This window comes from Paractinoplanes rishiriensis (assembly GCF_016862375.1).
Classification (GTDB): Bacteria; Actinomycetota; Actinomycetes; order Mycobacteriales; family Micromonosporaceae; genus Actinoplanes; species Actinoplanes rishiriensis.
The window spans coordinates 1-18,016 of record NZ_BOMV01000025.1; the positions used below are offsets into that span (position 1 = coordinate 1).

General features: G+C 74.8%; 13 protein-coding genes, 1 pseudogene and 1 riboswitch. Of the genes and pseudogenes, 11 read left to right on the plus strand and 3 right to left on the minus strand.

Annotation, left to right across the window (positions count from 1 at the left end):
• A pseudogene (locus Ari01nite_RS13065) lies at window positions 1-2,734 on the minus strand (hypothetical protein); the annotation flags it as partial.
• 186 nt (window positions 2,735-2,920) lie between these two features.
• On the opposite strand from Ari01nite_RS13065, the gene Ari01nite_RS13070 reads away from it, so the two are divergent.
• Together Ari01nite_RS13070 and Ari01nite_RS13075 are read left to right on the plus strand one after the other, a co-directional pair.
• Window positions 2,921-3,442: a hypothetical protein gene (locus tag Ari01nite_RS13070; RefSeq protein ID WP_203781469.1), complete on the plus strand. Its 522-nt coding sequence runs from the start codon at window positions 2,921-2,923 to the stop codon at window positions 3,440-3,442.
• Window positions 3,443-3,619: 177 nt separating this feature from the next.
• Window positions 3,620-5,101: a glutamate-cysteine ligase family protein gene (locus tag Ari01nite_RS13075; RefSeq protein WP_203781470.1), complete on the plus strand. Its 1,482-nt coding sequence runs from the start codon at window positions 3,620-3,622 to the stop codon at window positions 5,099-5,101.
• Between the two features lie 13 nt (window positions 5,102-5,114).
• On the opposite strand, the gene Ari01nite_RS13080 is transcribed toward Ari01nite_RS13075, so the two are convergent.
• Both Ari01nite_RS13080 and Ari01nite_RS13085 read right to left on the minus strand, forming a co-directional pair.
• On the minus strand, window positions 5,115-5,810 hold the full coding sequence (locus Ari01nite_RS13080; RefSeq protein WP_203781471.1) for a response regulator: 696 nt from the start codon (window positions 5,808-5,810) through the stop codon (window positions 5,115-5,117).
• Window positions 5,807-6,583 (minus strand): sensor histidine kinase, encoded by a 777-nt coding sequence (locus Ari01nite_RS13085; protein ID WP_438872167.1) that lies wholly within the window; start codon window positions 6,581-6,583, stop codon window positions 5,807-5,809. Before Ari01nite_RS13085 ends, Ari01nite_RS13080 begins: the two co-directional genes overlap by 4 nt.
• Before the next feature lie 167 nt (window positions 6,584-6,750).
• Here Ari01nite_RS13085 and Ari01nite_RS13090 point away from each other — a divergent pair, with 167 nt between their 5' ends.
• From Ari01nite_RS13090 to Ari01nite_RS13130, 9 genes are all read left to right on the plus strand, one after another.
• Window positions 6,751-7,452 carry an ABC transporter ATP-binding protein gene (locus Ari01nite_RS13090; protein ID WP_438872166.1) on the plus strand — a complete coding sequence of 234 codons (702 nt, stop codon included), beginning with the start codon at window positions 6,751-6,753 and terminating at the stop codon, window positions 7,450-7,452.
• Window positions 7,449-9,770: an ABC transporter permease gene (locus Ari01nite_RS13095; protein ID WP_239162714.1), complete on the plus strand. Its 2,322-nt coding sequence runs from the start codon at window positions 7,449-7,451 to the stop codon at window positions 9,768-9,770. Before Ari01nite_RS13090 ends, Ari01nite_RS13095 begins: the two co-directional genes overlap by 4 nt.
• Before the next feature lie 52 nt (window positions 9,771-9,822).
• Window positions 9,823-10,320, plus strand: a complete 498-nt coding sequence (locus tag Ari01nite_RS13100) for a SigE family RNA polymerase sigma factor (RefSeq protein WP_203781473.1) — start codon at window positions 9,823-9,825, stop codon at window positions 10,318-10,320.
• Window positions 10,317-11,549, plus strand: a complete 1,233-nt coding sequence (locus Ari01nite_RS13105; RefSeq protein ID WP_203781474.1) for a hypothetical protein — start codon at window positions 10,317-10,319, stop codon at window positions 11,547-11,549. Before Ari01nite_RS13100 ends, Ari01nite_RS13105 begins: the two co-directional genes overlap by 4 nt.
• A 93-nt stretch (window positions 11,550-11,642) precedes the next feature.
• Entirely contained in the window at window positions 11,643-12,002 is a 360-nt protein-coding gene (locus tag Ari01nite_RS13110; RefSeq protein WP_203781475.1) for a VOC family protein, read from the plus strand.
• A 10-nt stretch (window positions 12,003-12,012) separates the two neighbouring features.
• Window positions 12,013-13,608, plus strand: coding sequence for a gluconokinase (locus tag Ari01nite_RS13115; protein WP_203781476.1), 1,596 nt, complete (start codon window positions 12,013-12,015; stop codon window positions 13,606-13,608).
• Window positions 13,600-13,772: riboswitch (cobalamin riboswitch) on the plus strand. It overlaps the preceding gene by 9 nt.
• A gap of 35 nt (window positions 13,773-13,807) precedes the next feature.
• The gene (locus Ari01nite_RS13120) at window positions 13,808-15,952 is read left to right on the plus strand and encodes a VWA domain-containing protein (protein ID WP_203781477.1); all 2,145 of its coding nucleotides are present in this window, start codon (window positions 13,808-13,810) and stop codon (window positions 15,950-15,952) included.
• Window positions 15,952-16,539: a cob(I)yrinic acid a,c-diamide adenosyltransferase gene (gene cobO / locus Ari01nite_RS13125; protein ID WP_203781478.1), complete on the plus strand. Its 588-nt coding sequence runs from the start codon at window positions 15,952-15,954 to the stop codon at window positions 16,537-16,539. Before Ari01nite_RS13120 ends, cobO begins: the two co-directional genes overlap by 1 nt.
• Entirely contained in the window at window positions 16,533-17,897 is a 1,365-nt protein-coding gene (locus Ari01nite_RS13130; RefSeq protein WP_203781479.1) for a cobyrinic acid a,c-diamide synthase CobB, read from the plus strand. Before cobO ends, Ari01nite_RS13130 begins: the two co-directional genes overlap by 7 nt.
• Window positions 17,898-18,016: the final 119 nt, after the last annotated feature.

Genomic DNA, 18,016 nt, shown 5'->3' on the forward strand with positions numbered 1-18,016 from the left:
TCAGTCCGCTCGGCTGGCCCGGACCGGCTGGGGGCTGGCCGAGGCCGCTCGGCTGGCCGGGAGCGGCCGGGGTCTGGCCGAGGCCGCTCGGCATTCCCTGGCCTGCGGGCTGTTGGCCGAGGCCGCTCGGCATGCCGGCGCCGGCGGGTGGCCGGTCGAGGCCACTCGATGAGCCCGGGCCGGCCGGGGTCTGGCCCCAGTCGCTCGACGCGCCGCCCGGGCCCGCCGGAGTCTGACCCGAACCACTCGACGCGCCCGGAGCCGCCGAGGCCTGGCCCAGGCCGCTCGGCATCCCCTGACCGGTCGGCTGCTGGCCCAGACCGCTCGGCATGCCCGGGCCGGCGGGTGGCTGGGTCATGCCGCTGGGTGCGCCCGGGCCGGCCGGTGGCTGGCCGGGCGCGGGGAGCTGACCCGGGCCGGTCGGCGGCTGTCCTAGGCCGCTCGGCTTCGGGCCGGGGCCGGTCGAGGGCTGGCCGGGGGCGCCCGGTGCGGGCTGCTCGGTGGGCTGGTGCAGCTGGGGTGGGCGGGACGGGCCGCCGGGCATCGAGACGTTCAGGGGCGGCAGCGGGGAACCGCCGGCGACCGGCGGCTGGGCAGGCGTGGGGGGCGGGGTGGGGCGGGCTTCGGCGGCGGGGCCGGGCACCGCGGCGGGGGAACCGGTGGGCGGTACCGGAGACACCCCCGGGCCGGTGTGCGGCCGGGGCGGCGGCGGGCCGGGGCGCGCCGAGGGGCGGAAGTTGGGGGCGTCGAGCGGGCGGTTCTGCTGGCGGACCAGGGGGGCCGGCGGGATGGTCGGCAGCGGCTCGACTTCCGGCATGACCGCGCCCGGTGGGCGGGCCGGGCTCACCGGCGGCCGGGCCGGGCTGACCTGGGCGGCGGGCGGCGGTGGCGGCGAGGTCCAACCGCCGGGTGCCGTGGGGGCGGGGGCGACCGGCGGCTCGGGTGTGGCGAAACCATGGGGCGCGGGGCCGGCCGGCGGCTGAGGGGTGGCGAAACCATGCGGCTCCGGGCTCGCCGGCTGGGGTGCGGCGAAACCAGGGCCGCTCGGCGTCTGCGGCGCGGCGAAGCCGTGGGGCGCCGGGCCGCTCGACGGCTGGGGCTGGGCGAAGCCGTGGGGCGCCGGGCCGCTCGACGGCTGGGGCTGGGCGAAGCCGTGGGAGGCGGGGGCACTCGGCGGCTGGGGCTGGGCGAAGCCGTGGGAGGCGGGGCCGGCCGGCGGTGTGACGAGGCCGGGTGGCTCCGAGCCGGCCGGTTGGGGTGTGGCGGGGCCGTGGGAGGCGGGGCGGGCCGGCGGCTGGGGCGTGCCGAAGGCGCGGGCCTCGGGCGGCAGGGGGGCGTCGACGGGGCGGGTCAGCTGTTCCGGGGCGGGCGGCAGCGGGAAGGCGGCCGACGACTGGCCGAGCCCGCGGTGCGGTTCCGGCGTGAGGTTCGACGGGGCCGCGGTGCGGTCGAACAGCGGACCCGGCGCCGGTCCACCCACCTCCGGCCCGAACGACGGCCCGGACGACGGCCCGGACGACGGCCCGGACGACGGCCCGGACGACGGCCCGAACGACGGCCCTGCCGGCGCCTGGCCGAAGGCCGGACCCACCCGGTCCTGGCCGAAGGCCGGCAAGTCAGCGCCGGAGCCGATACCCGGCGCACCAGGCGCCCGTCCGAACGCCGGACCGTCCGGGTCCGGACCGAACCTCGGCGCACCAGGCTCCGGACCGGACCCCGGCGCACCCGCCATCTGGCCGAACTCCGGCGCACCCGCCACCCGGCCGAACTCCGGCGCACCCGCCACCCGGCCGAACTCCGGCGCACCCGCCACCTGGCCGAACTCCGGCGCACCCGGCGCCTGGCCGAACGACAGGCCGCTCCGCTCCAGGGATGGCCCACCCGGCTCCAGCCCGAACGACGGCCGCCCCGGCGCCTGCCCGAACGGCTGTTCCTCCGGCTGCGGCCCGAACGACAGCCCGCCCGGCTCCCCGTAGGACGCTCCGTCCGGCGCCGGTCCGAACGACAGCGCGTCCACCGGCTCCTCAACGGACGGTCGGCCCGGCGCCTGCCCGAACAGCAGCCGGTCCGGGGGCTGGCCGAACGAGGACCGGCCCGGGGGCTGGCCGAAGGGGGATTCGCCGGGCTCCGGGGCGAAGCTGGAGGCGGCCGCGGACCGGTCGAACAGCGAACCCGGCGCCTCGTCACCGAAGGACGAACCACCCGGCATCTGGCCGAACGACAGGGATCCGCCGAGTTCCCGACCGGACGGTGGGGTGTCGAAGGACAAGCCGGAGGGGGGCGCCTCCTGCCGGCGGGCGTGGGGTTCGAGGCCGGACGGATCCAGGCCGGCAGCCCTCAGCGGGGGGCGGTCGTAGAGCGGCTCGTCGAACGACACCTCGACGTTAGCGGTGCCGAAAGCGGTGCCGGCCGACGGACCGTTCCAGGACGGCTGCGAGTCGCGCGGTGGCTCAACGGTGGGTGCCGCGCCGAAGGGGAAGGCCAGCGGTGACGCGTACCCGGTCGGAATGCCCTGCCGTGCGGCCGTGACCAGACCCGAAGCCTCGGCCAGGCCGGCGGCCGCAACCACCTCGGCGGCCGCCAGCCCGGCCGCGCAGGGCAGATGCTCGGAGCAGACCGGGCAGATGGTCATCCCGTCGCGGGGGCCGCCGCCGCCGGCGTGCGCCTCGAGCATCTCCCGGGCGGTACGCGCGAGGATGCTGTCCGGGTTCACGAAGGCCTCTGTCGGTGCCACTGCTGTTCCCCCATCCCGGGCGCCACGGTTCCGAGTCAAGTTCACCTTCCCGCGTGGCGATTCGCGCGGTTTTTCGGCATTTCTGGTGCTGAAAGAGGAAGGTGAGGCGGAGCGCGCGAAATTCACTCACGGTACGCAAAGTGTTGCTCTCCGTACGATAGGAAGACATCCAGGAGGTGATCCCCCATGGACGACGTCGAGCTGTACCGCGAGCAGATCCTCCGGCATGTCAGCCCCGTCATCACCGGCCGTTTCGCCGGCTTCCAGACCTCGTACACCCGAGAGGTGAAGGTCGGGCAGCCGCTGTTGGTCGTCGTCTTCCTCACCGCCGGCATCGCGCAGCTGCTCGCCTCGCTGATCCGGATGAACCCGGCCCGCCGCAAGTTCAAGGAGCTCAAGAAGGGGCCGGAATTCCTGGTGACCCCGCTGCGGGTCCGGGACGACCTGGGGCAGACGTACGAGGTGGAGATGCACGGCCACCTGCCGCAGTCCGCCCTGCACCGGGGTGACCTGGTGCAACTGACCACGCGTCCGCAGAAGGACGTACGCCTGCCGGTCCGCCTCATCCAGGTGGTCAACCTGACCACCATGCAGCCGCTCACCCCGCGCATTCCCACCATGTGGTCGCACCTCGGACCGGCTCTGCTGCTGCAGGCCGTGCTGGGGCTGGCCGTGTTTCTGGTGATCGCGGCCGTGTGGCTGGGCTGAATCGGTCAGAGCCCCTCTCCCCCGGCGGCGTGGCCGGGCACGTTAGGTAACCGGCCGGGCCGCATAACCGGCGGCTCGGCGGGGTACCGGCACGCTCATTCACCGGCTGCCGAGCGACGCCTGGCGCAGACCCCACCGGTGTGCGACGTTGGAGTCTCTCGAGAGAGGTGGTGTGCCGTGGGCGAGGAAGTCGAGCAGACCAACTTCAGCCGAGAGGATCGGGCGAAGTACCGGCACAAGATCCGCCGCAGCCTGGACGTGTTCGCCGCGATGCTGCGCGAGTCACGTTTCGAGTTCGAGCGGCCGCTGACCGGCATGGAGATCGAGCTCAATCTCATCGACGAGAACGCCGATCCCGCGATGCGCAACGCCGAGGTGCTGGGCGCCATCGCCGACCCCGACTTCCAGACCGAACTGGGCCAGTTCAACATCGAGATCAACGTGCCGCCGCGGCGGCTGGCCGGCGACGAGAACGCCGACCTGGAACGGACCCTGCGGGCCAGTCTCAACAACGCCGAGAAGCACGCCCGCGAGGTGGGCGCGCACACCGTGATGATCGGCATCCTGCCGACGCTGAAGCGCGAGCACATGACCCTCGACGCGCTGTCCGCCAACCCGCGCTACAAGCTGCTCAACGAGCAGATCTTCGCGGCCCGCGGCGAGGACCTGGACATCCGGATCGACGGCGTGGACCGGCTCGCGGTCACCACCGACACCATCGCGCCCGAGTCGGCGTGCACCAGCACCCAGTTCCACCTGCAGGTCAGTCCGGCGCAGTTCGCCGCGTACTGGAATGCCGCCCAGGTGATCGCCGGCGTGCAGATCGCCCTGGGCGCCAACTCGCCGCTGCTGTTCGGCCGGGAACTCTGGCGCGAGACCCGGATCCCGCTCTTCGAGCAGGCCACCGACACCCGGTCCGAGGAGATCAGGGCGCAGGGCGTACGCCCGCGGGTGTGGTTCGGGGAACGCTGGATCACCAGCGTGTTCGACCTGTTCGAGGAGAATGTGCGGTACTTCCCCGCGCTGCTGCCGATCTGCGACGAGACCGAACCGGCCGAGGTGCTGGAGCGCGGCGAGGTGCCCGAGCTCAGCGAACTGCGGCTGCACAACGGCACCGTCTACCGCTGGAACCGGCCGATCTACGCGGTGGTGCGTGGGCGCCCGCACCTGCGGGTGGAAAACCGGGTGCTGCCGGCCGGGCCCACCGTCGTCGACACGCTGGCCAACGCGGCGTTCTATTACGGGCTGATCCGTACGCTCGCCGAGGCCGAGCGCCCCCTGTGGACGCAGATGAGCTTCAGCGCGGCGGAGGAGAATTTCCACGCCTGCGCCCGGCACGGCATCGACGCCAGCGTGTTCTGGCCCGGGCTCGGCTACATCCAGGTCACCGAGCTGGTGCTGCGCCGGCTGCTGCCGCTGGCACACCAGGGCCTGGACCGCTGGGGCGTCTCGGCCGGTGAGCGCGACCGGCTGCTCGGCATCATCGAGCAGCGCTGCCTGACCCACCGCAACGGCGCCGCCTGGCAGGTACACACCTTGCATGCGCTGGAGGCCGACGGTAGCGACCGGCGGGAGGCACTGCACGAGATGCTCCGGCGCTACCTCCCCCTGATGCACGAGAACCGCCCCGTCCACACCTGGGAGTACCCACCGGCGTAAGCACCGGACCGGGCTACGAGGCGTCCCGGTCGCCCGGCGCCACCAGGCCGGTCTCGTACGCCACCACCACGGCCTGCGCGCGGTCGCGCAGCGACAGCTTCGCGAAGATGCGGGCCACGTGGGTCTTCACCGTGGTCTCGCTGAGCACCAGCGCCGCGGCCAGCTCCGCATTGGACAGTCCGTGCCCGAGCAGGGTGAGCACCTCCCGCTCGCGCGGCGTGAGCACGGCCAGCTCGCGGTGCACAGCCGGGTCGGCGGGCATCCGGTCACCGGCGGCGAAACGCTCGACCAGCCGCCGGGTGATCGACGGGGCCAGCAGGGCGTCGCCGGTGCCGACCAGGCGGACCGCGTTCGCCAGATGCTCGGGGGTGACGTCCTTGAGCAGGAAGCCGCTGGCGCCGGCCGCCAGCGCGGCATAGACGTACTTGTCCAGGTCGAACGTGGTCAGCATGAGCACCCGGCAGGAGGGGTCGGCGGCCAGGATGCGCCGGGCCGCCTCGAGGCCGTCCAGCACCGGCATGCGCACGTCCAGCAGGGCCACGTCCGGGCGCAGCTCGCGGCATTTCGCGACGGCTTCGGCGCCGTCCGCGGCCTCGCCGGCCACGTCGATGCCGCGGGCGGTCAGGATGAGCCGGAAGCCGGTACGCACCAGCGCCTGATCGTCCGCGATGAGCACCCGCGGCGCCCGCTCCTCGGTCCCGGGTGTCACGAGCCCTCCAGCGGGATGCGGGCCCGCACCCGGTAGCCGCCGCCCAGCCGGCGCCGGGCGTCCAGCGTGCCGCCGTAGACCGCCACCCGCTCGCGCAGGCCGGCCAGTCCGCGGCCGGCACCCGGGGACGGCGACGGCGGCGGCGCGCCGGTGAGGACGCTCGGGCCGGTGGTCAGCACCTCCACGCGCAGGGCGCGCTCCGCGTACCTGATCATGATCTCGGCCTTGCCTCCGGAGCCGTGTTTGAGCGCGTTGGTCAGGGCCTCCTGCACGATCCGGTAGGCCGTGACGTCGATGCCGCCGGGCAGCGGGCGCGGCTCCCCCGAGAGGCGCACCTCGGTGGGCAGGCCGGCGAACGCGATCCGGTCGACCAACTCGCCGAGACGGTCCAGGCCGGGTTGTGGCGCCAGCGGGTCGTCCGCATCGTCGGAGCCGTCCGCGGCCGGGGCCAGCACGCCGAGCAGGTGCCGCAACTCGGTCATCGCGTCCCGGCCGGCCGTCTCGATGGCCGCCAGCGCGGTGCCGGCCTCGTCCGGGCGGCTGGCCAGCACCTCGCGGGCCGCGCTCGCCTGCACCACCATGAGGCTGACGTTGTGGCTGACGATGTCGTGCAGCTCGCGGGCGATCCGGGCGCGTTCCACCGCGACCGCGCGGCGGGCCGCGGTGGCGCGTTCGCGTTCCAGCAGCCAGCCGCGGTCGCCGAGCGCGTCGCGGTGCCGGCGCCGGGTGCGGGCCAGCTCGACGGCCAGGACGGCGGCGGCCAGGCCGGCCACCGCCAGCGCAACGAGCAGCCAACCGGTCACCCACCCACCTAACCAGGCCGGCCCGGCGTGGCGCGTCATCCCCGGGCCGCACGGCCTACATCCGGGGGATGACCCGGGCCGCCGAATACCCCGCCGGACCGACGCCCGGCGGACGCCGCGGGCCTAGCGTCGTCGCCATGACCATGGAAAGTTCCGACGTCGTCGTGCGGCTCGATGAGGTCCGCAAGGAGTACGGCGAGACCACCGCACTGGACGGCATCACCCTCGAGATCCGGGCCGGCGAGGCGGTCGCCGTGATGGGCCCGTCCGGCTGCGGCAAGTCCACGCTGCTCAACATGGTGGCGGGGCTGGACCGGCCGAGCAGCGGCACGGTCACCGTGCACGGGCAGGAGCTCGGGCGGCTCAACGAGACCGGGCTGGCGCTCTACCGGCGGCACCGGGTCGGGATGATCTTCCAGTTCTTCAACCTGCTCGACGACCTGTGCGCGCTGGACAACGTGGCGCTGGCCGCTCAGCTCACCGGCACGCCGGCCGCGGCGGCCCGGCGCCGGGCGATGGAACTGCTCGACGAACTGGGCATCGCCGACCGGCGCAACGCCTTTCCGGCGGTGCTCAGCGGCGGCGAGCGGCAGCGGGTGGCGGTGGCCCGGGCGCTGATGAACCGGCCCGCGCTGCTGCTCGCCGACGAGCCGACCGGTGCGCTCGACAGCCACGCCGGCGAGCAGGTGATGGATCTGCTGATCGATCTCAACCAGATCGGGCAGACGCTGCTGCTGGTCACCCACGACGAGCGGCTCGCGACTCGCTGCGCGAGCCGGCTCGTGACTTTCGCCGACGGCCGCATCGCCGGGGAGCGGGCTTTGGAGCGTACGGCGTGAGGGCGGTGTGGCGGGTCGCCCAGCGCGCGGTGCGGCGGCGCCGCCTGCAGACCTTCGTGATCGGCCTGGTGGTGCTCTTCTCCACGGCGTCCATCGTCGTCGCCCTGGCGCTGCTGGCCGCGCTGTCCGCGCCGTTCGACCGGGCCTTCGCGGCCACCCGCGGCGCGCACGTGGTCGCCTCGTTCGACCTCGGCCGGGTGAGCCTCGACCAGCTGGCCGGCGCCGGTGGCACGGCCGGCCCGTACGCCACCACGACCGTTGACCTGCCGGAGAGCGTGCTGGCACCGGGCGTGCGGCCGGGGCCGATCACGGTCGCCGGCCGGGACGACCCGGGCGGCCCGGCCGACGAGCTGGACCTGTGGTGGGGCCGCTGGCCGACCGGGGACGGCGAGATCGTCCTCAACGCGATGCCGCCCGCGAACCCGGACTTCGAACCGGCGATCGGCGGCACGATCTCGCACGGCGGCCGCTCGCTGACCATCGTCGGGCTCGCGTACAGCGTCAGCCACAGCGCCGGCGGCTGGGTGACGACCGCGCAGATGGCGGCGTTCGAACCGACCGGCGCCCAGGTGCTCTACCGCTGGACCGGCGACGTGTCCACCCAGGCCGCGCTCGACTCCCGGGTCGCCGCGGCCACCGCCGGGCTGCCGGCCGGCGCGCTCGCCGACGCCCAGTCATACCTGGTGCTGCGCACCACCGCGGCCTCCGGTCCCGGCCGGTATCTGCCGTTCCTGGCCATCTTCGGGGTGCTCGGCCTGGCCGTCGCGGTGCTGATCGTGACCAATGTGGTCAGTGGCGCCGTGGTCTCCGGCTTCCGGCACATCGGGGTGCTCAAGTCGCTCGGCTTCACGCCCCGCCAGGTGGTCGCGGTCTATCTGCTGATGGCCGGGCTGCCGGCGCTGGCCGGGGTGCTGCCCGGGGTCGCGGTCGGCTATCCGCTGGCCGAGGCGATGCTGGACGACGCGTTCTCCGGCGCCGGCCTGGGCCGGGTCACGGTGGCGCTGTGGCCGGTGCTGGTCGCGCTGTTCGGCATGCTCGCGGTGGTGCTGCTGGCCGCCCTGGTGCCGGCCCTGCGGTCGCACCGGATCCCGGCGGCCGAGGCGATCAGCGCGGGCAGCGCGCCCCGGGCCGGGCGGGCCCTGCACACCCAGCGGCGGCTGGCCGGCACCCGGCTCCCCCGCTCGGTCAGCCTCGGCCTGGGCCTGCCGTTCAGCCGGCCCGGCCGCACCGCGCTGACCGCGGCCGCGGTGGTGCTGGGGGTGACCACGGTGACGTTCGCGGCCGGGGTGGCCGCCTCGCTGGGCCGCTTCGCCGACGCCCGGGACAACTCCGAGTCGGTGCAGGTCGAGGTCCTGCCCGGGCTGGAGAAGTTCGGCGAGCCGAAGCCGCAGGGCAATCCGGCGGCCACCCGGCAGATGCTGACCTCGCTGACCGGCACCACCGGGGTCACGGCGGTCACCGACGTGACCGTTCCGGTGGCCGGCAGCACCGCGCCGGTACGCCTCCAGGTCTTCGACGGCGACTACTCGGCGCTGGGCTACCAGGACCAGCTGGTGCGCGGCCACTGGCTGGCCGGCCCCGGCGACACGGTGGTGACCTCGGCGTTCCTGCGCGGCCGCGGCGCCGACCTGGGCGACACGGTGACCCTGCAGCGCGACGGCCGCCGGGCCGAGCTGACCATTGTCGGCGAGGTGATGGGCGACGACCCGGACGAGGCGTACGCGGAGTGGGCGGCGGTGCAGCCACTGACGCCCGGCGCGCCGTTCGGTGGCGACCTGGTGCGCTACCTGGTCCGCCTGGCCCCGGCCACCGACGTCGAGGCCTACCTGGCGGCGGTGCGGCAGGCCGACCCCGGCCTGATGCCGGTGGACAACAGCCGCGGCGCCAACGAGTTCATCGTGACCGTGGTCAGCATCTCGGTGGTGCTGACCGTGATGCTGAGCATCGTGGCGGCGCTGGGCGTGTTCCAGACGGTCGTGCTCAACACCCACGAACGCCGCCGCGACCTGGGCATGCTCAAGTCGATCGGGATGACCCCGCGCCAGGTGACCGCGATGATGGTGACCTCGATGGCGATGCTGGGTGCGCTCGGCGGGCTGCTGGGCATCGCGGTGGGCATGGTCGCCCACAAGGTCAGCGTCCCGCTGGTGGCCGCGGCCGCCGGCACCGACATCCCGGCCAGCATGATGACCGTGTGGCAGTGGCCGGTGCTGCTGCCGCTGCTCGGGTCGGGCCTGGCCATCGCCGTGCTGGGTGCCCTGTTGCCGGCCCGCTCGGCGGGCCGTCTACCGGTGGCCGCGGCTCTCCGGAGCGAATGATGCAACCCTCCCGCGGGTGCCGGTGTCTGGAAGGGTGACCGCGGGAGGGGCGATGGAGAGAACCGGCTTCGACGAGTTCGTGCGTGCGCGCTCGGTCGGGCTGTTACGGATCGCCTACCTGCTGACCGGCGACCGCGATGCCGCCGAGGACCTGCTCCAGGAGGTGCTGGAGCAGATGTACGTGAAGTGGCGGCGGATCCACGGTGCGCCCGAGGCGTACGCCCGGCGGGCCCTGGTCAACCGGGCCACCAACCGGTGGCGGCGGCGCGGGCGCAAACCGGAGACCGGGCTGGACGGCTACGACGTCAGCGCCCCGGACCACAGCGACGGCGTCGTGGTGCGGGACACCGTGCTGGCGGCGCTGCGGTCGCTGCCGCCCCGGCAGCGGGCCGCCGTCGTCCTGCGCTACCTCGACGACCTGCCGGTGCACGAGGTGGCGGCGGCGCTGAACTGCACGGCCGGAACGGTCAAGAGCAACGCGGCCCGGGGGCTGGAGCGCCTGCGTGCGGTGCTCGGGCCGGTCCTGGTGCCGGACGGAGGGGAACGATGACCGAGACACAGATCCGCGAGGTGCTGGACCGGGCGACCGGCGACCTGAGCGTCCGTCCCGACCTGCTCGACCGGGTGCGGGCCGGCGGCCGGCGGCGGGTGATCCGGCGGCGCGCGGTGCTGGCCGGCGGGCTGGCCGTGCTCGCGGCGGGTGCGGCGGTGCCGCTGAGCGCTCGGGGGCGCAGTGGCAACGACCTGGAGACCGCCGGTGATCTGGCCGGCGATCCGCAGTTCCGGGCCCGGGTTCGCGCCGCGTGGGCGACCGCGATGCTGGGTTTCGCGACCGAGGGCGAGCCGCTGATCCGCTGGGCCGGCCGCACTCCGGCCGGCCCGGTCGCGGTGGTGCAGCAGGCGTCGCCGGTGGCCGGGGGCACCCTCTGGGCGGAGGGCTTCGTGCACGCCGGCCGCGGGCTGGGCCCGGTGCACCTGTCGCGGTGGCGCGAGGGATCCCCGATGGCGGTGCTGCTCGGGCCCCGGCGGGACGTGCTGGTGGTGTGGGACGCGGGCAACACGGTCTCGCTGTCCGCCGGCCACACCGTGGACGCGGCCGGCAAGGTGCGGCGCGACTGGGAACGGATCGGGCCGGTCCACGGCGGCGTGCTGGTCCGGACCGTCGCGCCGCAGGCCGGTGACGTGCGGCTCGGGTTGCGCGAGGACGGCAACTGGGACGAGTCGGTGCCGCTGGCCAACTATGAGGAGGTGGTGCCGGCGAGCCAGGAGAACCGGACGCCGACCCGGGTCGAGCGCTGGCTGCCCGGCCGCGACCGGGCCTGGCCGGCGGATCTGACCCAGGCCGAACTGGACACCTGGGATCTGTCGTTCCGCCCCGACTACAACGACAACCTGGGCTTCCATCCGTTCACCGGCCACTTCCGGTGGATCGTCCGGGGCGCCGCACCGGACGGCCGCCGCCTGGTGGTGCAGATCCTCGAACTCGGCGACCGGCGCCGGGTGTTCTGGATGATCGGCACGCCGGACCGGCCGCACTACGCGGGCGAGCTGGACGACCGGTATGCGACCGGCCTGCCCCGGCAGACCACGCTGGTGCACATCCGGCTGCCGGAGCAGATCGGCGTCCTGGTGTCGGCGCCGGCCGCGACGTTGCGCTACCGGGCCGGCGCCGGGCCGTGGCTGCCGGTGAACGGTGACACCGCGCTGCTGCCGGCCGCGGCCAGCCGGGTCGAGGTGACTCCCCGCGGCGGAAATCCGGTGCCGGTCGCACTAGTTTGAAGGCATGACCGCCTGCACCGAGCGGCACCCAGCCGCACCATCGGACGGCGCCGCAGGCGAGGGCCAGAAGGGCATGCCCAAGGAGGACACAGCATGACCGTACGCGGCTTGCGCCGGATCATCGTCTCGGTGGCCGAGCTCGATCCGGCGCTGCATCTCTACCGCGACGCCCTCGGGTTCGTCGAGCAGTACCGGGCCGGCGACGTCGTCATGCTCCAGGTGCCGGACGGCGACCTGCAACTGCTGCTGCACCAGCGGCCGCCCACCCCCGGCATGGCCGGCGTGGCCGCGGCGCTGCTGGTCGACGACGTGGACGCGATGACCGCCGCGGCCGAGCGGGCCGGCGCGATCATCGCGGCGCCGCCGGCCGACCAGCCCTGGGGCGAGCGCCAGTCGGTGCTCACCGATCCGGACGGTCATGTGCTGTGCCTGGTGTCGCCGGCAAACGGGTAAGGGACTGCGCATGGACGTCGTGATCGGCATCGACACCGGGACCACCGCCACCAAGGGCCTCGCCGCCGGGCCGGACGGCGAGGTACGCGCCCTCGTCTCGGTCCACTACCCGCTCTCCGTGCCCGCGTCCGGGCGCGCCGAGCTCGACCCCGCCCGGCTGCGCGACGCCGCGTGCAAGGCGCTCACCGACGTGGCGGCCGAGTGCCGCGAGCGGGGCGACCGGGTGGTGGCGGTGAGCCTGAGCGCGTTCCTGCACGCGGTGGTCCCGCTGGACGCCGCCGGCCGGCCGCTCGGCCCGGTCGTGACCTGGGCCGACAGCCGGGCCGCGGGGCAGTGCGAGCGCATCCTCGACACCGGCCGGGCCCACGACCTGCAGGCCCGCACCGGCACCCCGGTGCACCCGATGTCGCCGCTCACCAAGCTGGCCTGGTGGCGCGACGAAGACCCGGTCACGCTGCGCGACACCCCGCGCTGGGGCGGCGTCAAGGAGCTGATCCTCGGCGCGCTGGCCGACGAGGGGTTCCTGGTCGACCTGTCGATCGCGTCCGGCACCGGCCTCTACGACATCCACCGGCGCCGCTGGGACCCCGAGGCCCTGGAGATCGCCGGGGTACGCCCCGAGCAACTGGCCGAGGTGGTGCCGACCACCACCAGGCTGCGCCTCAACCCGGCCCTCGGCCTGCCCGCCGAAACTCCCCTGATCATCGGCGCCGCCGACGGCCCGCTCGCCAACCTGGGCGTCGGCGCCACCCCGGCCGGGGTGGCCGCGGTCTCGCTCGGCACCAGCGGCGCGCTGCGCACAGTGGTCGACCGGCCCACCGTGGACGCGGCCGGCCGGCTGTTCTGCTACGCGCTCACCGAGGACCGCTGGGTGATCGGCGGCGCGGTCAACAACGCCGGCTCGGTGGTGCGCTGGGCCGGCGAGACGTTCGCCGCCGGCTTCGAGCGACCCGGCGCCGAGGGCGAGGACGCCGACGAACGCGACGCCGCGCTGCTCACCGAGGCCCAGAACGCGCCGCCCGGCAGCGACGGCCTGCTCTGCCTGCCGTACCTGCTCGGCGAGCGGGCGCCCTGGTGGCGGCCCGGCCTGCGCGGGGCGTACCTGGGGCTCCGCCGCGAGCACGGCCGCGCGCACCTGGTGCGGGCCGCGGTCGAGGGGGTCTGCCAGCAACTCGCCCTGGTGCGCGACTCGTTCGACGCCGAGGGCTGCCCGGTCACCGAGGTCCGGGCGACCGGCGGCGCGGCCGCGTCCGAGCTGTGGGTGTCGGTGCTGGCCGCCGCGCTCGATCTGCCGGTCTCGGTGGCCGACACCCCCGAGGGCACCGCGCTGGGCGCCTGCCTGCTGGCCCGGCACGCCCTGGGTGAACTGCCCGACCTGGAGCGGGCCGCCGCGCTGGTGCCGACCGGCAAGCCGACCCGGCCCGACCCGGCGGCGGCCGAGTTGTACGCCCGGCTGCGTCCACTGGTCGAGAAGTCGGCGCTCGCCATGCGGGACACGGTGACCGAACTGGACCGGCTGGCCCCGCCCCCGCTGCCCACGACCGAGAAGGCGATCCCCGTCACCCGGGGACGCGTTGACGACGCACCGGAGGGTGCGAAAGCATGACCGGCGAGCGGTAGCGGAGGAACCCGGTGCGAGTCCGGGACGGTCCCGCCACTGTGACCGGGTAGCGACCCGCTGAGTTTCGCCACGGCCGGCAACGGCGGGAAGGCGGGCGGGCAGCGTCGATCCGGGAGTCAGGAGACTCCGGCCGCTCGCGTTGCTCATTCGCGCGGGCGTGGACACCCGGGCAGAAGGGACCTCCGTGACGCCGTACCCGTTCTCCGCCGTGGTCGGGCTCGCCGACCTGCGCCTGGCGCTGCTGCTCACCGCCGTCTCCCCCGCCGTCGGCGGGGTACTGGTGCGGGGCGAGAAAGGCACCGCGAAAAGCACGGTGGTGCGTGCGCTGGCAGGCTTGCTTCCGGCCATTTCGGTGGTACGCGGCTGCCGCTTCGCCTGCGACCCGGCCGCGCCGGACCAGGCCTGCCCCGACGGTCCGCACGCCACCGACAGTCCCTTCGCGCGACGCCCGGCGGGCCTGGTGGAGTTGCCGGTCGGCGCCACCGAGGACCGGGTGGTCGGCACCCTCGACATCCAGCGGGCCCTGGCCGACGGCGTGAAGGCGTACGAGCCCGGGCTGCTGGCCGCGGCGCACCGCGGGGTGCTGTACGTCGACGAGGTCAACCTGCTGCCCGACCACCTGGTGGACCTGCTGCTCGACGCGGCGGCGATGGGCCGGGCCCACGTCGAGCGGGACGGCGTGTCGGTCAAGCACGCGGCCCGGTTCCTGCTGGTCGGCACCATGAACCCGGAGGAGGGCGAGCCGCGGCCCCAGCTCGTCGACCGGTTCGGCCTGGTGGTGAACGTGACGGCACCGCGAGAGGCGCGGGAGCGGGCCGAGGTGGTGCGGCGGCGGCTGGCTTACGAGGCCGATCCGGACGGTTTCGCGGCCCGCTTCGCCGACGCGGAACGCTCGCTGGCCGCCCGGATAGTGGCGGCCCAGGAGTTGCTGCCGCGGGTGGTATTGCCCGACACGGAGCTGGACCGGATCGCCCGGGTCTGTCTCGCCTACGGGGTGGACGGGATGCGGGCGGACATCGTGGTGGCCCGGTGTGCGGTGGCGCTCGCGGCCTGGCACGGGCGGGCCGCTGTCACGGCCGTTGAGGTGCGGGATGCGGCACGGCTGGCGCTGCCCCACCGGCGCCGCAAGGATCCCCTCGATCCACCGGGGACGGACGAGGAGCGGCTTGAGCAGGCGCTGGCCGGGGCGGGCGCCGACGAGGACCCACCGGACGGGAACGGCGGGGGTGGCAGCGGGCCGGACGATCCCGACGGCGGTGGGGACGGCCCGGACCGGAGCGGCGGCGATCCGGCCGGTAACGGCCTCGCCGAGGAGAGCGGGCGGGATGCCGGGGACGGCCCCGACAACGGCCGGCGCCCGGGCGGCGGGCCGCACCGGGGCGGCGATCTGGGCAGCGGCCGGCTCCGGGGGCACGGGCTCGACCCGGGGAGCGGTCCTGACGACGACCTCTCCCCCGGCCGGGCCGCGGCCGGCGCGGGCGGGCGACCAGACGCGGGGCAGCCGGGTTCGCGGTATGCCGAGCCACCGACACCGGCCGGAACCGGCGGCACCGGGGGTGACCCGGCAGTCGGCGTGGCCGTGTCACCGGGTCGGGCATTCCGGACGCGTACCCTCAAAATCTCCACTCGTGGAACCGGCGGTCATAGCGGACGCCGATCTCCCAGCCTGGCCCGCCGTGGGCGGGTGACCGGATCGCGGGTGCCGCGCGGGAAGCTCGCGGGCGCGCCGCATCTGCCCGCCACCCTGCGCGCGGCGCTGCACCGCGGAGGCCGGCAGGTGCAGGCGCGTGACCTGCGGGAGGCCGTGCATGTGGGGCGGGAGGCCAATTTGGTGCTGTTCGTGGTGGACGCGTCCGGGTCGATGGCCGCGCGGCGCCGGATGACCGTGGTCAAGACCGCGGTGTTGTCGCTGCTGCGGGACGCCTACCAGCGGCGGGATCGGATTGGGATGATCACTTTTCGGGGGCACGAGGCCACGCAGGTGCTGCCGCCCACGTCGAGTCACGAGGTGGGAGTGTTGCGGCTGGCCTCGCTGCGCACCGGTGGGCGGACGCCACTCGCGGCCGGACTTCGGGCCGCGGCCGCGACGATCGCCACCGAACGACGGCGGGACCCGCGCCGTCGGCCGCTGCTCGTGGTGGTCACGGACGGGCGGGCCACCAGTGGTCCGGACCCGGTGTCGGTCGCGCCCGCACTGGCCGGCGTCGCGACCGTGGTGGTCGACTGCGAGTCGGGGCCGGTGCGGCTGGGGCTGGCGGGGCGGCTGGCGACCGCGCTGGACGCCGACCTGATGCCGCTCGACCAGCTCGAGGCCGGGCGGGCCGCCTGATGCCGCAGGGAAAGGTCACCACGGTTCCGGACGACGGGCTCACCACCCGGCAGCGGCGGCGGCAGGCGGTGCTGGCCGTGCACACCGGGCACGGGAAGGGCAAGTCGACGGCCGCGTTCGGGATGGCCTTGCGGGCGTGGAGCGCGGGTTGGTCGATCGGGGTGTTCCAGTTCGTGAAGTCGGAGAAGTGGCGGGTCGGCGAGGAGGCCGCCATGAAGGCACTCGGCGAGCGGGTGACCTGGCACAAGATGGGCGAGGGCTGGTCCTGGATCAAGCGGGCGGGCACCGAACGGGACCACGCGCGGGAGGCGGCCGAGGGCTGGGCGCAGATCAAGCGGGACCTGGCGGCCGAGACGTACCGGTTCTATGTGCTCGACGAGTTCACGTACCCGATGAAGTGGGGCTGGGTCGACGTGGATGAGGTGGTGGCGACGCTGGCGGCCCGGCCCGGCAACCAGCATGTCGTGATCACCGGGCGGGACGCGGCGCCGGCCCTGATCGAGGCCGCCGACCTGGTCACCGAGATGACCAAGGTGAAGCATCCGATGGACGCCGGCCGCAAGGGACAGCAGGGCATCGAGTGGTGAGCATCCCCCGGGTCGTGATCGGCGCGCCGGCGTCCGGCCACGGCAAGACCACGGTGGCGACCGGCCTGCTGGCGGCGTTCGCGCGGCGGGGCGTGCCGGTGGCGCCGTTCAAGATCGGGCCGGACTACATCGATCCCGGCTACCACGCGCTGGCGGCCGGCCGCCCCGGCCGCAACCTCGACCCGGTGCTGGTCGGCCCCTCGCTGATCGGCCCGCTGTTCACGCACGGTGCGGCCGGAGCCTCACTGGCGGTGATCGAAGGCGTCATGGGCCTGTACGACGGGCGAACCGGCGCCGGCGACCTGGGCTCGACCGCGCACGTGGCCGCACTGCTGGACGCCCCGGTGATCCTGGTCGTCGACGCCGCCGCGCAGGGCCGCTCGATCGCCGCGCTGGTGCACGGCTTCCGCAGCTTCGGCTCGGTGCGCCTGGCCGGCGTGATCCTCAACCGGGTCGGCTCACCGCGGCACGAGGCGATCCTGCGCGAGGCGTGCGAGGAGGTGGGCACGCCCGTGCTGGGCGCGCTGCGGCGGGCCGACGCGGTGGCCGCACCGTCCCGGCATCTGGGCCTGGTGCCGGCCGCGGAGCGCCGAGCCGAGGCGCGGGAGTCGGTGGACGCCCTGGCCGCGCTGGTGTCCGCGTCGGTCGACCTGGCCGAGGTGGAGGCCATCGCGCGGTCGGCGCCGCCGCTGGATTCCGCGCCCTGGGACCCGTCGGCCGGCGTCCCGCCGCCCACCCGAACCCGCCCGGTGGTCGCGGTGGTCGGTGGTCCGGCATTCACGTTCTCGTACGCCGAGACGACCGAACTCCTGTCCGCGGCCGGCGCTTCGGTCGTCACGGTCGACCCCTTGCGCGACGAAAAGCTGCCGCCGTCGACGAGCGCCCTGGTTGTCGGAGGCGGCTTCCCCGAGGTCTACGCCGCCGAGTTGTCGGCCAACGAGCCGCTCCGCCAATCGGTGGCCGCCCTGGCCGCCGCGGGCGCACCGATAGTGGCCGAATGCGCGGGCCTGCTCTGGCTGTGCCGAACCCTGGACGGCGCCCCGATGTGCGGCGTCCTCGACGCGGACGCGGCGATGACCCCGACGCTCACACTGGGCTATCGGGATGCGGTGGCGTTGAGTGACAGCCCACTGGCCGCCGCCGGCACCCGGGTGACCGGCCACGAGTTCCACCGAACGGTGGTGCATCCCCGGTCCGGGCTGCTGCTGTCACCGGCGGCCGGCGCGGCGTGGCAGTGGCGCGGCGATGATCCGGAGGGGTTCGCGGTGGGCGGGGTGCATGCGTCCTATTTGCACCTGCATTGGGCGGGCGCGCCGGGCTTGGCTAATCGGTTGGTCACCGCAGCGGCAGGCCATTGAGCCGGCTGCGAGCGTTGCTTGTCCCTGAACCGGCCGCCGAGTGCTGCTTCCCCGCTGTCGTGGCGGCAAGAGTTGGCCGAAGCTCTCACGATCCGGCGTCTCCACCGGAACGCTCAAAA